This is a genomic window from Porticoccus hydrocarbonoclasticus MCTG13d (genome assembly GCF_000744735.1).
Taxonomy (GTDB): domain Bacteria; phylum Pseudomonadota; class Gammaproteobacteria; order Pseudomonadales; family Porticoccaceae; genus Porticoccus; species Porticoccus hydrocarbonoclasticus.
Map to the genome: position 1 here is coordinate 151,604 of NZ_JQMM01000001.1, position 15,989 is coordinate 167,592.

The following is a 15,989-nucleotide window of genomic DNA, read 5'->3' on the forward strand; positions in this document are numbered from 1 at the left end:
CAGTCATGAACTATTTTGATTACCGAGACGGCAGATTGTGCGCCGAAGGCGTTGCACTCACCAGAATTGCCGAGCGCTACGGCACACCCACTTACGTCTATAGCCGGGCGGCGCTCACAGAACATTTTATGGCTTATCAGGACGCACTGGCCGATAGACACCACCTGATTTGCTATGCTGTAAAAGCCAATTCCAACCTCGCCGTGTTAAATGTATTGGCCCAGCTCGGAGCGGGATTCGACATTGTCTCGGTGGGTGAACTGGAGCGCGTTCTGGCAGCAGGAGGAGATCCCGCGAAAGTCATTTTTTCCGGTGTGGGCAAACAGCCATCAGAGATGGCCCGGGCATTACAGGTCGGGATCCACTGTTTCAATGTTGAATCCGAAGCCGAGCTCGCAGTACTCAACCGGGTGGCAGGCGAATCCGGCAAAAAGGCAAATATTTCCCTGCGGGTCAACCCCGACGTGGATGCAAAAACCCATCCCTATATTTCCACCGGCCTGCGCGACAATAAATTTGGCATCGATATCAGCCAGGCGCTGGATGTCTATCTCGCCGCCAGCGAAATGCCGCACTTGACCATTACCGGTATTGATTGTCACATCGGCTCCCAATTGACCGAGATTGCACCTTTTATCGATGCGCTGAATCGGGTACTGAAACTGGTAGAACAACTGTCCGCCAACGGTATCAATCTGGAACACCTGGATCTGGGGGGCGGACTCGGCGTGTGCTACCAGAACGAGCAACCGCCTCATCCGTCGGAATACATCGCGGCTATTCGACAACAGCTCGACCAATCGCCAATGACACTGGTGCTCGAACCCGGACGATCGATAGCGGCAAACGCCGGCATCCTGCTAACCCGGGTGGAATACCTGAAGCCGGGGAAAGACAAAAACTTTGCCATTGTCGATGCAGCTATGAACGATATGATTCGGCCGGCACTTTACGAGGCATGGATGGCCATCGAACCGGTATCCCCCCATGCTGGCACGCCCCACAACTGGGACATTGTCGGCCCAGTGTGCGAAACCGGCGACTTTCTGGGAAAAAATCGACCGCTGGTGCTTGAGCAGGGAGATCTGCTGTGCGTTTATTCAGCCGGAGCCTATGGCTTTACCATGAGCTCGAACTACAACAGTCGGGGCCGGGCGGCAGAAATCATGGTGGATGGCAACCGGGCCCACCAGGTCAGGGCTCGGGAAACAGTTGAAGACCTCATTCGCGGAGAGACCCTGCTACCCACCTGAACCTGCAGCGAAACCGAACTATCCTGGGATCAAACCATTAAAACAAGATAACTGCGCTATGCTGTTACGTTTCACCAAAATGCACGGACTGGGTAATGATTTCGTCGTCATTGACGGCGTCTCTCAGGCTATTGCCATGACCCCGGTGCTAGCCCGCAAGCTGGCAGACCGCCACTTTGGTATTGGCTGTGATCAAGTCCTGGTGGTAGAACCACCCAGCCGCCATGATGTGGATTTTCGCTACCGGATTTTCAATCAGGATGGCAATGAAGTTGAGCAATGCGGCAACGGTGCCCGCTGTTTTGCCAAATTTGTCCGGGACCGGCACCTCACCGGAAAAAGTACGTTACGGGTGGAAACCGCGACGGGCGTTATCATGCTGCGGGTTAAAGCCAACAATCTGATCGAAGTAAATATGGGCGTGCCCATTCTGACCCCGCCGGATATTCCGTTCGTTGCCGACAGGAAGGCTATCAGCTACCCCCTGTCAGTTGATGGCAAAGAACTGTCGATCAGCGCAGTATCGATGGGCAACCCCCACGCTGTCCTCACCGTCAGCGACATACAAACAGCACCGGTCGACACACTGGGACCTGCGATAGAGTGCCATCATTGTTTTCCCCAGAGAGTCAACGTGGGCTTTATGCAGATTCTAAACCGCCAGCAGATCAACCTGAGGGTTTTTGAACGGGGCGCTGGCGAGACACTAGCCTGTGGAAGCGGAGCCTGCGCTGCAGTAGTGGCGGGCCACTTGCAAGACCTGCTAGACTCGTCCGTAACCGTCAACCTCCCGGGCGGCAGTCTCCAGATAGAGTGGCCAGGCGAGAATCAGCCGGTAATCATGTCCGGACCGGCCACCACCGTTTTTCATGGACGGATAAAGATATGAGTACAGAGCAAAAAACCCCGCATACTGAAGAATTGCTGACCCCCGCCCAGATTAAAAACTACCTGGAAACGAACCCGTGTTTTTTTGAAGATCACCCAGACCTGCTTGAACTCATAGAGCTGCCACACGACAGTGGGCCAGCCATCTCGTTGATTGAACGGCAAGTAGCCGTTTTACGGGAACGCAACCTGGAAATGCGACAGCGGCTCAATGCCATGCTGGATTCAGCAAAAATCAATGACAAACTCTTCGAAAAAACCAAACGGCTCATTCTGACCCTTTTGGAAGCAGAGGATCTCGCAACCATTGTCAACGCCACCTCCAACAGTCTCAGCACAGACTTCCAGGTTCAATTCCACAGCATGCTCCTGTTTGGTGACGACCAAACCTCTGAACTGAACCCCCATGTGCGGATGGTTAGTGTTGAACAGGCCAATAGTCATATCGGGACACTACTGCGCACCAATCGGGCAATCTGCGGGGTTCTGGGTAGTGACGAGCTGGCCTTTCTGTTTGGCAATGAAGCTAAAAATGTGGGCTCTGTGGCTGCTGTACCCCTGACACACGGCTCTGTTTTCGGCGTGCTGGCTATCGGCCATACTGATCCAAACTACTATCGGAGCAGCATGGGGACGCTGTTCCTCAGCTATATTGCAGAGGTACTGAATCGCATTATTCCCCGCCTGCTACCCTAGCCAAGGGGCCGAACCGATGCTGCCCGACTGCACTGACCCAATCCAGCAATTTGAGCAGCACTTACGCAGCGAGCGCAGGCTTTCCACTCACACCATCAAGGGCTATCTTCGTGACCTGCACAAACTGGACGGCTGGTGTGAAAAGCAATCCCTGTCGTTGTTACAGCTGGACAGTCAACATATTCGCAGTTGCCTGACCACCCTTCATCGCAAGGGATTGGGCGGACGCAGCCTGGATCGCTGGCTCGCTTCACTGAGGACTTTCTTTAACTACGCGCTCAAACAACAGTGGCTGAAAGCCAATCCGGCGATGGCGATCAGTGCACCAAAGTCTGCGAAAAAACTGCCAAAAACCCTCGATACCGACCAGGTGGCCAGCTATCTGGCTTTCTCGGCGGAAAGCTGGATCGACTGCAGGGATCTGGCTATCATCGAGCTGTTCTACTCCTCCGGCCTGCGGCTATCGGAATTAACAGCCCTGAACCTGGGAGATATCGACCTGAATGATCAACTGGTGACGGTTACCGGGAAGGGAAACAAATCGCGGCAACTTCCCGTGGGCAGCCATGCAATAAGAGCCTTGAAAGCCTGGCTAACAAGGCGCCGTGAATTTGCCAACAACGACACACGAGCGATTTTCGTCAGCCGTCAGGGCAAACGCATTTCTACTCGCACCATTCAGGAACGGCTCCGACTGATCGGTCTCAAGCAAAATATGGACGGGAAAATACATCCCCACATGCTGCGCCACTCATTTGCAAGCCACCTGCTGGAGTCCAGCGGCGATCTTCGCGCAGTACAGGAACTGTTGGGCCATGCCAACTTATCCACGACTCAAGTTTACACTCACCTAGACTTCCAGCACCTTGCCAAAATTTATGATCAGTCTCATCCTCGCGCCCAAAAAAAGTGAGCGGTTGCTGAGGCTATCCGGTTACAGACATCCATTGCCTGACCCACTTTTGTTAAGGTTTCTCAACATACACCAACGGAGTTTTATTGTGCGCAACGTCCTATTGTTACCTTTACTGTTTCTGTCTCTGTCCTGCCAGGCCCATGATGAAAGTGATAGAAGACTGATTTCCACCAATGGCTACGGTGAAATAACCGTTCCCGCAGATACCGCCATCGTTGATTTGAGCGTCCGGGCCACCCGCAAATCCGGCCAGGAAGCGAAGCGCGATGTGGATGACCGGGTAAATGCCTTTATTGATCGACTCAAAGCCATCTCTATCTCACAGGACGATCTGGTAGCCTCATCCATTCGCATTTACCCTCGCTACGAGCACACCAACAGTAATCGGTTGTTCAGTGGTTACGAAGCGATCCGCCGACTCACTGTCACGTTAAATGATATGACACAACTCACCGAAGTGATGGACGAAGCACTGGCCCAACGGCTGGAGGGTATTGATAACGTACGTTACGAAAACAGCGAAATGGCCAAACACATTCAGGCCGCCCATCTGCTGGCAATTTCAGACTCAAAGAGCAAGGCTGAAGCGCTCGCAAAAGCCTACGGTGCAGAACTTGGGCCTGTCGTGCGAATCGATTACCATCGCAATACGCCGCCCTCTGGCGACATGATGAAGGCATCCGGGATGGAGACAATGATGGTGCGCAGCAGCGCTGCTCGACCGGGAACCTATCTACCCGATGAAATCACCTACAGCGATAATATTCAGGTGAGCTTTGACCTGATCATCAACCCCTGAGCCAATAAAAAATCCGGTAGAGGCACGATCAATCTGACAACGTGCGAAAGAAGAAAAAGAAATAGGACAGGGAGATTGTGGGTTGCCGGGCGTTCAGCCCGGCCATCCATTTAAATTGCGTCGCTACCGGTTTCTCCGGTACGAATACGAATCACTTCTTCCAGTGTGGAAATAAAGATTTTTCCATCGCCGATTTTACCGGTTTGGGCAGACTTGGTAATCGCTTCAACTACAACATCGACATGGTTGTCATCAAGCGCTATTTCCAGTTTCACCTTGGGCAGGAAATCCACTACGTATTCCGCACCACGATAGAGTTCAGTGTGGCCTTTCTGGCGTCCAAAACCTTTTACCTCAGTGACAGTGATACCCTGAACGCCGACCTCTGCAAGCGCCTCTCTGACATCGTCCAGTTTGAAGGGTTTTACAATAGCTGTAATAAGCTTCATAGATTTACCTTGTACATTTTATTTAGAACGAACAATTGACGGCAAAAGATACACCTTCCCATCAATAATTGCACCCCGGTTACCCGCTTTTCAGGTCAAACATAAAAACAGGGGGCCAGTCATCTCGACCGGCCCCCTGGAAGTGGGAAGAAGAATCAGCTTTTAGTGAACTCGGGATAGGCTTCAATGCCACACTCGGACACATCAACACCTTCGTATTCTGCCTGTTCACTGACGCGAATACCCATGGCGACCTTGATAATACCCCAGACAATCAGGCTCATCACAAAGACCCAAAGGAAAATCACCACGATGCCATAGATCTGAGAGCCCCATGAGGCGTCGCTATTGGTGAATGGCACAGCCAGAACACCCCAGATACCTACCACACCATGAACAGAGATGGCCCCTACGGGATCATCAATCTTCATCTTGTCCAGGCCAACGATGGAAAACACCACAATGATACCGCCAATGGCCCCGATCAATGTTGCCACCACAGGACTCGGTGCCAGAGGACCGGCAGTAATGGCGACCAGACCAGCCAGAGCACCGTTCAGCGCCATGGTGAGATCCGCTTTTCCAAAGAGGATATGACCCAGCAACAGGGCAGCGATCAAACCACCGCAGGCTGACGCATTGGTGTTGACGAAGACACTGGCCACGTTATTGGCGGAACTGACATCTGAAACGACCAGCTCAGAGCCACCGTTGAAGCCGAACCAACCCATCCAGAGGATGAAGGTACCCAGTGTTGCCAGGGGCATATTTGCACCCGGAATAGCGTTGATCTGTCCGTTGGCACCGTATTTCCCCTTGCGGGCACCGAGCAGCAACACACCTGCCAGGGCAGCGGCAGCACCGGCCATGTGGACAATACCGGAGCCGGCATAATCGGAGTAACCGGCTTCGCTAAGGAAACCGCCACCCCAGGTCCACATTCCCTGAATCGGGTAGATTACACCCGTCATGACCACGGCGAAAATCAGGAAGGCCCAGAGCTTCATCCGCTCTGCAACAGCACCGGATACGATCGACATTGCAGTTGCCACAAATACCACCTGGAAGAAGAAATCCGACGCGCCGGAGTAATAAGTGTCTCCGTCGCTGGCCAGCACCTCTTCGAGGGAAGCATTTGCAATACTGTTACCAAACCAGCCATCAGGCAGGAAACCACCCGCGCTGCCGCCATACATGATGGTATAACCCACAAACAGATACATGGTGCAGGCAACGGCAAACAGTGCGACGTTTTTGGTAAGAATTTCAGTGGTGTTTTTGGCACGAACCAGGCCGGCCTCCAACATGGCGAAACCTGCCGCCATCCACATCACGAACGCGCCGGCGATCAGAAAGTAAAATGTATCGAGCGCGTATTTAACTTCAATAATTTCAGGACTCATTGTCGTAGTCTCCCGTGTCTTAAACTGCTTCTACACCGGTTTCACCGGTGCGAATTCGAATGACTTCCTGTAAATCCGAAATGAAGATTTTTCCATCACCAATCTTGCCGGTATGAGCAGCAGAGGTAATCGCTTCGATAGCGCCGTCCACCATTTCATCCGCAAGGGCTAATTCAAGTTTTACCTTGGGCAAAAAATCCACCACATATTCAGCACCACGATACAGTTCTGTGTGGCCTTTTTGCCGTCCAAACCCTTTTACCTCTGTCACTGTCACACCCTGTACGCCAATAGCGGCAAGTGCTTCGCGCACATCATCGAGTTTGAAGGGCTTGACAACTGCTGTAATCATTTTCATTGCATTGCTCCTCAAGGGGGTGGTGGCACCCGGATACCGGGTGCCACCGGTCAATTACATGCTTTTACTAATGGAAAACAACAACGTGCTGTCACACCAGGAAGTATTGAAGCACTCTTCATCGTCCAGCGTGGTATCAATCCAGCTCAGTGCGAAATCCAGACCTTCCCAGGACTTGCCGAGGGTAATGGAGTAGTCGGTATAGCTGTCTTCCCCGTCTGTCAGGAAGGCTTCTTCAGCATCCTTGGGGTCACTGTCGGTACTTTTGTGTTCGAAGTCGTTGTAGCCGGCATGGAAGCCCAGAGTAAACCCGTGGGGCAGCTCAAATCCATAGTCCGCGTAGAGATACCAGAATTCACCGGTTTCCAGGAAATAGTCATCAGAATAGGCGAAACCCAACGTGCCACCCAAGTAGGACAGGCTGCCATAAAATTCCTGGTAGTCGAGATCACGCTTGCCGGTCAGATCAAATTCAGTTGCATCGGAACCGGGATAGTCGTAGTAAAGATAACCGATGTCATAACTAATCTCTTCAGTGAGATTGCCACCGTAACCAAAGTAGTAATCGAGTTCGAGCCCGGCATCGGAACTGTCCGGATCATTGAAGTCGACTTGGGAACCCCAGGTACCCACATACAGTCCGTTATCAAACGCGATATCGAAACCACCTTGCAGGGCAATCTCCGTATCATTTTGTGAAATCCCACGGAACCTGTAATCCGAAGCGATTGTGACGTTGGCAGAGACCTCGTAGGCCTGCGCAACATTTGAAGCCAGGGGGAAGGTCAGCGCCATAGAGGTAACGACCAGAGACTTTTTAAATGCGTTCATATGCTTCTCCAAAATATAAACAACAGCGAAAAATTAAACATGCAATCACGGTTTGCAATTGGTACATCAGCACTTAATGCATTTGGCATGCCAACCTTCAAAAAGCGGTAATTGAACTCCTGCAAAGCGGACACCAACCTTTCAATGCACCTTTTTTGTGCACAAATGGACTAACCAAATCGGTCATCGCACCAAAAAACTTCGCTGAAAGCCCCCACTGCTTACTGCTGCCCGGAAGCAGCCGTAACCTAAAGTGCTCTGTACATACAGAGTGATCTCCTTAAAATAGATCACCACTTATTCGGAGCGGCCCATCAATGCGACCTAACGAGTTCATTAACCAGTTTTTGCACCAACTCAACAATGTCATTACCCCAGGCGCAGAGGCCCTGGGTAGTGACATGCAACAGAAGCTGCGGGCGGCCGCGCTGGCTGCTTTCGACAAGCTGGATCTGGTAACCCGGGATGAGTTCGACGCGCAGCAGGCTGTCCTGAAGCGCAGCCGGGAAAAGCTGGAACAGCTCGAGCAACAGCTCGCCAGACTTGAAGTACAACTGGAAGATCGGCAAGACTAAACGGCCCGACTGCCCCCATACAAAAAAGCACCACCAGATCGACATGCCAGCCAAGGAGGGCCTCCATGTCACTTGCTATCGTCCATACCCGCGCAAAATACGGCATTGATGCTCCCGCTGTGACCGTGGAAGTTCATCTGTCCAACGGACTCCCCGGGCTGTCAATTGTGGGCATGCCTGAAACTGCAGTGAAAGAAAGCAAGGACCGGGTTCGCAGCGCCCTGCTGAATACTCACTTCGATTTCCCCGCCCGTCGCATCACGATTAATCTGGCTCCCGCCGACCTGCCCAAGGAAGGGGGGCGCTTCGATTTGGCGATTGCGCTGGGGGTACTGGCCGCGTCGGCACAAATCCCCGCTGACCGGCTCGATCGATACGAAGTCATCGGTGAACTGGCGCTGTCGGGAGACCTGCGTCCCGTGGAGGGGGTGCTGCCAACCTCACTGGCCTGCGGAAAGTCGGGGAGATCCCTGATCTTGCCGGCCATGAACGCGGAGGAAGCGGCCCTGAGCAGCAAAACCCGGGTTATCGCCGCCACCCATCTGCTCGAAGTCTGTGCACACCTGAATGGCAATCAGCCGATTGAGCCCCTTTCCTGCGGCACCAGGGCAAGTATTGGTGAAACTGGGGGAGATATGGCCGACATCATCGGTCAGCACCAGGCCAAACGGGCACTGGAAATCGCTGCTGCCGGCGGGCACAACCTGCTTTTCAGCGGTTCTCCGGGGACGGGCAAAACCATGCTGGCCAGCCGGCTCACCAGTATATTGCCGCCATTGCAGGAGCGGGAAATGCTCGAGGTCGCCGCCATTCATTCAGTCGCAGGTCGCGGCTTGCGGGATACGCTTTACAACCCGCCTTTTCGCTCGCCCCATCATACGGCATCTGCAACAGCACTGGTGGGTGGCGGCAGTGTGCCCAGGCCGGGGGAAATCTCCCTCGCCCATCACGGCGTATTGTTTCTGGATGAATTGCCTGAATTTCCCCGACGGGTCCTCGAAGTACTGCGTGAGCCACTGGAATCCGGCGAAATCATGATTTCAAGGGTCCAGGCCCAGACTCGATTTCCGGCGGCATTCCAACTGATTGCGGCAATGAACCCCTGCCCCTGCGGCTACTACGGCAGCCAACGCTGTCGCTGCACCCCCGACCAGATACACCGCTACTCCGATCGCATCTCCGGGCCATTGCTGGATCGCATCGACTTACAGATAGAAGTCCCGCCTCTGCCGGGCGACCGGCTGGTTGAAGGAAAAACCGACGGCGACTGCAGCACGGATATCCGCAACAGGGTCATGGCGGCCCGCCAGCGGCAGCTGACCCGGGCGGGAACAATCAATGCCCGCCTCTCCAGTCGGGATGTGGCTGCCTTTTGCGCACTTGACCAGTCACAAAAAACCCTGCTCAATCGGGCGGTAGAGCAGCTCGGTTTATCACCCAGAGCATTTCATCGTATATTAAAAGTGACCCGAACCATTGCAGACCTCGACAACAGTGCCGCAATCACTATGGACCACCTCACTGAAGCCCTCGGCTACAGGCTCAGACTGAGTCATTGATTTGCCATCAACAAACGGCTGCCACAAAAATGACCTCTGGGCAGTGGTATACTGGCAAGACTTAACCAAGGAGCAATACATGGCGGAAAAACCGGACAGAACAGTTTCCAGTGTGATTGATGAACTGGATAATCTCATCGCCGAAATCCCCCGATTAAACGATGCGTCTGTCGAGAAAATAGACTCACGGATACGGTCAATCATCGGCAAGGCATCCCAGGGGCTGTCTCCTGTTCAGTTATTGCTGGCCTACACAGATTGGCTGGCCCACCTGTCTATTTCTCCCGCCAGACGCGTGAGGTTATTGCAGAACTTCTCTGAGAAACTGCTGCGACTATCCACGTTTACCGCCCGGGCCATCACCGAAAAAAGCGAGAACCCACCCCCCAAAAAATACCCTTATTTCATGAATGATCTCTGGAGAAAAGTCCCTTTCAGTGTCATGGCCAAGGGCCACAGCATGGCGGTGGAATGGCTGAAGGAAGCGGATACGGATCTGCCGGGTATGGGGCCATTCAGCAAGGAACTGGTGGACTTCATTAATGGTCACGCCCTAGAAGTCATCTCACCGACCAATTTGCCGCAAACCAACCCCGAGGTTCTTAAGGCCACCTGGGAAAACAAAGGCCGGAATCTGCTGGAAGGCATCGGCAATATGCAACGGGACATTCAAAAGAAACTGCTCAGGGATAACCGGCCCGAGATGGGTGATTTCAAGGTGGGGGAAAATCTGGCCATTACCCCGGGCCAGGTCATCTACCAGAACAATCTCATCGAACTGATTCAATATACTCCAACCACGGAAACCGTGGCCAGAGAGCCGGTGCTGATCGTACCCGCCTGGATCATGAAATATTACATCCTTGATCTGGTGCCGGAAAAATCACTGGTCAATTATCTGGTTGCCCAGGGAAAGACCGTGTTCATGATTTCCTGGAAAAATCCCGATAAAGATGATCGCGAACTGGATATTGATGATTACATCAAATCAGGCATTTTGGACGCATTGAATGCCGTCAAAACGGTGGTACCAAAGGCCAAAATCAATGCTACCGGCTATTGTATTGGCGGAACACTGCTGGCAATAACGGCAGCTTATCTGGCCAGAGAGCAGGACGACATTCTCAATAGCATCACCCTGCTGGCAGCCCAGACGGACTTCACCGAGCCCGGCGAAATCAAACTGTTCCTGGGTGCCAGCCAATTGGCTTTTCTCGATAGCATGATGTGGACCGACGGCTACCTGGAAGCCGCCAGCATGGGCGGCGCCTTCAAGGCACTGCGCACCCAGGAACTGGTATGGAACCCGGCTGTGGAGCGCTACTATCTGGGCCGGGAGACGAAACCCGTCGCCTTGATGGCCTGGAATGCCGATGGCACTAGAATGCCCGCAGCCATGCACAGCCGCTACCTGCACGAACTGTTCGTTGAAAACCGGTTGGCCAGCTGCAAATTTCTGGTGGAAGGCAAACCTGTCGCAATTCAGGATATTCGCGTACCTTTCTTTGTGGTGGGCACCTCAGCCGACCATGTGGCACCGTGGAAATCCGTCTACAAAATCCACCATATGGCCCGCTCGGATATCACCTTCCTGCTCACCAGTGGTGGCCACAATGCCGGTATCGTATCCGGCCCGGAGCATCCCCACCGCCGCTACCAGATCAAGTCACAGGACCCCATGGCACCTTACATTGACCCGGACAGCTGGGTGGAGTCGGTAGAGAGTCACTCCGGCTCCTGGTGGCCGGCCTGGAATCTCTGGCTGGATGATCAATCCTCCGAGCAGGTTGCCCCGCCAACCATGGGTGCCGAAGGCACGGATTATGAGGTGCTTTGGCCCGCCCCCGGTAAATACGTTTTTGGTTGACCCCGTCGGGCAGCAGTGGACGGCAGCTATTCACTTGCTACAATCCGCAGCTCACTGATCATCCTCCAATCCGGCAAATCGACTTGAACAAACTCAATAGCCAGCAACGCGCTGCAGTAAATTACATTGATGGCCCACTGCTGGTACTGGCCGGTGCCGGCAGTGGCAAAACCAGTGTCATCACCAGCAAGATCGCCCACCTGATTCAGCAATGCGGCATTAGTGCCCGTCATATTGCGGCCGTCACTTTCACCAATAAAGCCGCCCGGGAGATGAAGGCGCGAGCAGCCAAGCTGGTCAGCGGCCAACAGGCCAAGGGGCTAACCGTCTCCACTTTTCACAATCTCGGCCTGCACATTATCCGCAGCGAAATCGTCCAGATCGGCTTTAAGCCAGGGTTTTCCATTTTCGATGCAGAGGATGCAAAAAGCCTGTTGCGAGAGCTGATGCTGAAGAAGTCCGACCTGGATGCCGATCACCTGGACAGGGTGCAACACCAGATTTCCAGCTGGAAAAATGATCTCCTGACGCCATCCCAAACCCTTGTAAATGCCGCCAGTAGTGAAGAACAGACAATAGCGTTGGTCTATCAGCGTTATACGGACGCCCTGCGGGCCTACAACGCAGTGGACTTCGATGACCTGATCCTGATCCCGTCACTGCTGTTTCAGCAATCGCCGGAGATCCTCGGCAAATGGCAGAATCGCATTCGTTACCTGCTGGTGGATGAGTATCAGGACACCAACTTTGCCCAGTATCAACTGGTTAAATTGCTGGTGGGAGCAAGACGATCACTGACCGTGGTGGGTGACGACGATCAGTCCATTTATGCCTGGCGCGGCGCCAGGCCGGAAAACCTGCAGCAACTGCAGGAGGATTTTCCGGAACTCCACGTCATCAAACTGGAGCAAAACTACCGTTCAACTGGCCGCATTCTAAGGGCGGCCAACCGGCTGATCGACAACAACCCTCACCTGTTCAGCAAGTCTCTCTGGAGTGAATTGGGCCCTGGGGCCCCCTTGCGGATTATCCTCACCGCCAACGAGGAGGCGGAAACCGAACGAATCGTCAATGAAATTCTCGATACGAAATTACGCAAAAGTTGTCACTTCCGCGATTTTGCCGTGCTCTACCGGGGTAATCACCAGGCCAGATTGTTGGAGTTGAAACTACAGGCCCAGGGCGTGCCCTATCAGCTCAGCGGCGGCACCTCGTTTTACGCCCGAACCGAGATCAAGGACATCATGGCCTATCTTCGCCTGATGGTGAACGGCGACGACGACAATGCCTTCTTGCGAATCATCAACACGCCGCGCCGTCAAATCGGCACCTCGACACTGGAAAAACTGGGACGCTACGCCAACGAACGGCAGATGTCCCTGATGGATTGTATTGATGAGCTCGGTCTACAGTGCCAGCTGGCGCCCAACAACCTGGAACGACTGCAACGTTTCAGGCACTGGATTGGCCAGGTGGCCAGCCACTGCAGCAATGGCGACCCGATTGCTGCCATCCGAGAGATGGTCAACGATATGGACTATGAAGGCTGGCTGCACCAGAACGCCAGCAGTGGCAAGGTCGCAGAAAAGCGCATGGAAAATGTCAACTTTCTGATCGAGCAAATCCGACAACTGCTGACCAGGGATGAACTGGCCATTACCGGAGAACGGGAACAGCAGGATACCGCGGTGGAGGATGCAATTGCCAAACTGGTGCTGCGGGACATTCTCGACCGTCAGGAGGAGGATTCCGCCGATGACAAGGTACAACTGATGACCCTGCACGCCGCCAAGGGACTGGAATTCCCCCACGTGTTCATGATCGGCATGGAGGAAGGCCTACTACCCCACCGCAACAGTATTGATGGGGATACCATCGAAGAGGAGCGGCGGCTGGCCTACGTCGGCATTACCCGGGCCAGACAAACCCTGACCATGACCATGGCCGCCAAGCGAAAACTGTTCGGCGAGATCGCCGAGACAACACCGAGCCGCTTTATCGATGAACTGCCGCAGGAGGATCTGGAAAAGGAAGGCATGGGACAGCCGAGCGATCCGGAGGTGGCCCGACAAAAAGGGCGCAACTCACTGGATGCCCTGAAAGGCTTGTTTGCCTAGGGCCTGTTAACACCCATTGAATAATTGCTGCTGGAGGTCAGTTTTGTCCTCAACAAGGTAGAGGGAGGGAGAATAGTGGTTCTATTTGAGCGACTGAGAGCCTGCCCCATGAACGTGCTTTGGGTATAAACACAACAGCGGCTATTCAATGGGTGTTAACAGGTCCTAAAGAATCAACGGATGACAAAAGGCAGGCGGTGGTCAATGACGATTTCATCCTCAGCCAGCCTGCATCCGTAGACCAGCACTTCAACACCGGCGGCAATCGCCTGTCTCAGAGTCGCACCATAAACCGGATCGATCTCATCGGCCGGCCCTGCGCAATCGGCACCACTGTGCTGCACACAAAACACCAGTACCGCACGATGCCCCTGCTGGACCATACTGATCAATTCCCGAAGATGCTTGGTACCGCGCTCGGTGACCGCATCGGGAAACAGCACCCGGCCACCACCTGCGCCCAGGGTCGTGTTCTTGACCTCCACATAGCAGGGCGCAAGCTCCTCCCCCGTCAGCAACAGATCAATGCGACTGTTCTCGGCACCGTATTTCACTTCCGCGCGAATTGACTCATAACCCTGCAGCTCTGCAATAACACCGTCTTCAATCGCTTCGCGAACCAGCTTGTTGGGCCGGTTGGTATTGACGCCGGTCAGAAAGCCATCCGGGGTAGTAGTGATTTCCAGGGTTCCCGACAATTTTCGCCGGGGATCATCAGAGCGGGAAAACCAGCACGGTGTCTCCGCTTGCCAACAGTTTTTCATGGAGCCGGTATTCGGACAGTGGATCGTCATTTCTTCACCACTGGACAGCCGAATATCGGCGAGAAACCGCTTGTAGCGTTTAATCAATGTGGCACGTTCAAACGGCGGAATAATCTTCATGGCTGCAACGCCCGCTCAATCCGCTGCACGGCCAACTGTAATCGGGATAGTGGTTCAGTATAGGTAAAACGCACATGCTGACTGGCACGGTGCTCACCAAAGTCCGTCCCAGGGGTACAGGCCACACCGTGCTCATTCAACAACTGCCAGCAGAAATCTTCACAATCATCGGTCAAGGCAGACACATCTGCATAGACATAGAAGGCACCCTCGGGCAACCCGGCAACAGTAAACCCGAGTTTCTGCAGTGCCGGCACCAGATAGTCCCGGCGCTTTTGAAACTCCGCACAGCGGCCATCCAGTATCGGCAGGGTCTCCGGTTGAAGTGCCGCGAGTGCGGCATACTGCGACAGGGTGGGACTGGCAATATAAAAATTCTGCGCCATCACCGTAAACAGATCGACAAATGCCTCGGGCACAACCATCCAGCCCAACCGCCAGCCGGTCATCCCAAAATACTTGGAGAAGCTGTTTACCACCAGCACATCCTCCGCCACCTCAAGGGCGGAACAGAGCGGCTCAGCCGTGTAGGTCAGGCCGTGATAAATCTCATCCACCACCAGTGTTCCACCCTGGGAGGCAACGGCCCGATACAACTCCGACATCTGATCCCGGTCAATAACTGACCCGGTAGGGTTACTGGGGGTCGCGACCATTGCGCCGACCGTATTCGCCTGCCAGTGGCGATTGACCAGTTCTGCGGTCAACTGATAATTATGCTCAGGGCTCACCGGTACAAGCTGGGGTTCAGCATCCAGTCGCCGTACAAAATTGGCATTACAGGGATAACCGGGGTCCGCTAGCAAAAATCCATCACCGGGATTCAGTAACAACTCAAAAATCATCCCCAGTGCAGCACTGCTACCGGTGGTGACAATCACGCGCTCAGGATCAACCGTTACACCGTAGCGCTGCCGGTAATAATCACTGATGGCATGACGCAGTTCGGGAATACCGCAGGACGGCGTATACGCCGTTTTACCCTGATCCAGCGCCAAGCGGGCCGCCTCTACAATAGGTGCTGCGGTAGCGAAGCAGGGTTCACCGATTTCCATGTGAATGATATCCCGGCCCTCTGCCTCAAGCCGCCTTGCAGCTTCAAGAAAATCCACTACCTTGAAGGAGGTTAGCTTGCGGGTTCTTTTCGCTGTCTGCATGATATTCTGCCCTCAAGCCACAACAAGATACACCAGTGACATAATCAACATTTATTATACTCCCCAGCATTATGCGATTATTTCTCCGTCAACCAAACAGGTGGCGCAAATTGCTATACTCTGGCCTTGCAATTGCAACGTCCCGTACACGTCAATCATGGCTTAATACCCGGAAAACAGTTTTTTTACTTGAAAAATTTTCCCGCTGGCACTATAAACGCGGGTCTCGCAAATTAC

15 protein-coding genes are annotated in these 15,989 nt (G+C 53.7%); 9 read left to right on the forward strand and 6 right to left on the reverse strand.

What is annotated here, in order from left to right; translation table 11 throughout:
- Positions 1 to 5: 5 nt before the first annotated feature.
- The 5 genes from lysA to U740_RS00750 all read left to right on the forward strand — a co-directional run bounded on the left by lysA (position 6) and on the right by U740_RS00750 (position 4,552).
- Positions 6 to 1,253 carry a diaminopimelate decarboxylase gene (gene lysA / locus U740_RS00730; RefSeq protein WP_036858456.1) on the forward strand — a complete coding sequence of 416 codons (1,248 nt, stop codon included), beginning with the start codon at positions 6 to 8 and terminating at the stop codon, positions 1,251 to 1,253.
- A 58-nt stretch (positions 1,254 to 1,311) separates the two neighbouring features.
- Positions 1,312 to 2,142 (forward strand): diaminopimelate epimerase, encoded by an 831-nt coding sequence (gene dapF, locus U740_RS00735; RefSeq protein WP_036858457.1) that lies wholly within the window; start codon positions 1,312 to 1,314, stop codon positions 2,140 to 2,142.
- Entirely contained in the window at positions 2,139 to 2,837 is a 699-nt protein-coding gene (locus tag U740_RS00740) for a DUF484 family protein (RefSeq protein ID WP_036858458.1), read from the forward strand. The genes dapF and U740_RS00740 overlap by 4 nt, the downstream gene beginning before the upstream one ends.
- 16 nt (positions 2,838 to 2,853) lie before the next feature.
- A complete protein-coding gene (gene xerC, locus U740_RS00745; protein WP_036858459.1) occupies positions 2,854 to 3,750 on the forward strand; it encodes a tyrosine recombinase XerC in 897 nt (298 codons plus the stop codon).
- 88 nt (positions 3,751 to 3,838) lie between these two features.
- A complete protein-coding gene (locus U740_RS00750; RefSeq protein ID WP_036858460.1) occupies positions 3,839 to 4,552 on the forward strand; it encodes an SIMPL domain-containing protein in 714 nt (237 codons plus the stop codon).
- Between the two features lie 110 nt (positions 4,553 to 4,662).
- Here the strand turns inward: U740_RS00750 and glnK are convergent, their stop codons facing one another.
- The 4 genes from glnK to U740_RS00770 all read right to left on the reverse strand — a co-directional run bounded on the left by glnK (position 4,663) and on the right by U740_RS00770 (position 7,593).
- The gene (gene glnK / locus U740_RS00755) at positions 4,663 to 5,001 is read right to left on the reverse strand and encodes a P-II family nitrogen regulator (protein WP_036858461.1); all 339 of its coding nucleotides are present in this window, start codon (positions 4,999 to 5,001) and stop codon (positions 4,663 to 4,665) included.
- Between the two features lie 155 nt (positions 5,002 to 5,156).
- Complete coding sequence (locus U740_RS00760) at positions 5,157 to 6,404, reverse strand: ammonium transporter (protein WP_036858462.1); 1,248 nt, start codon at positions 6,402 to 6,404, stop codon at positions 5,157 to 5,159.
- A gap of 19 nt (positions 6,405 to 6,423) precedes the next feature.
- Positions 6,424 to 6,762, reverse strand: coding sequence for a P-II family nitrogen regulator (locus tag U740_RS00765; RefSeq protein WP_036858463.1), 339 nt, complete (start codon positions 6,760 to 6,762; stop codon positions 6,424 to 6,426).
- A gap of 54 nt (positions 6,763 to 6,816) precedes the next feature.
- Complete coding sequence (locus U740_RS00770) at positions 6,817 to 7,593, reverse strand: TorF family putative porin (RefSeq protein WP_036858464.1); 777 nt, start codon at positions 7,591 to 7,593, stop codon at positions 6,817 to 6,819.
- 317 nt (positions 7,594 to 7,910) lie between these two features.
- Between U740_RS00770 and U740_RS00775 the strand changes: the two genes are divergently transcribed.
- The 4 genes from U740_RS00775 to rep all read left to right on the forward strand — a co-directional run bounded on the left by U740_RS00775 (position 7,911) and on the right by rep (position 13,711).
- Complete coding sequence (locus U740_RS00775; protein ID WP_036858465.1) at positions 7,911 to 8,168, forward strand: accessory factor UbiK family protein; 258 nt, start codon at positions 7,911 to 7,913, stop codon at positions 8,166 to 8,168.
- A gap of 65 nt (positions 8,169 to 8,233) precedes the next feature.
- Positions 8,234 to 9,727: a YifB family Mg chelatase-like AAA ATPase gene (locus U740_RS00780; RefSeq protein WP_036858466.1), complete on the forward strand. Its 1,494-nt coding sequence runs from the start codon at positions 8,234 to 8,236 to the stop codon at positions 9,725 to 9,727.
- Between the two features lie 79 nt (positions 9,728 to 9,806).
- Positions 9,807 to 11,594, forward strand: a complete 1,788-nt coding sequence (locus tag U740_RS00785; protein ID WP_081890785.1) for a PHA/PHB synthase family protein — start codon at positions 9,807 to 9,809, stop codon at positions 11,592 to 11,594.
- Between the two features lie 83 nt (positions 11,595 to 11,677).
- Positions 11,678 to 13,711, forward strand: a complete 2,034-nt coding sequence (rep, locus tag U740_RS00790; protein ID WP_036858467.1) for a DNA helicase Rep — start codon at positions 11,678 to 11,680, stop codon at positions 13,709 to 13,711.
- A 173-nt stretch (positions 13,712 to 13,884) separates the two neighbouring features.
- On the opposite strand, the gene sfsA is transcribed toward rep, so the two are convergent.
- Entirely contained in the window at positions 13,885 to 14,595 is a 711-nt protein-coding gene (sfsA, locus tag U740_RS00795) for a DNA/RNA nuclease SfsA (RefSeq protein ID WP_036858468.1), read from the reverse strand.
- Entirely contained in the window at positions 14,592 to 15,752 is a 1,161-nt protein-coding gene (locus tag U740_RS00800; protein ID WP_036858469.1) for a pyridoxal phosphate-dependent aminotransferase, read from the reverse strand. Before U740_RS00800 ends, sfsA begins: the two co-directional genes overlap by 4 nt.
- Positions 15,753 to 15,989 lie beyond the last annotated feature (237 nt).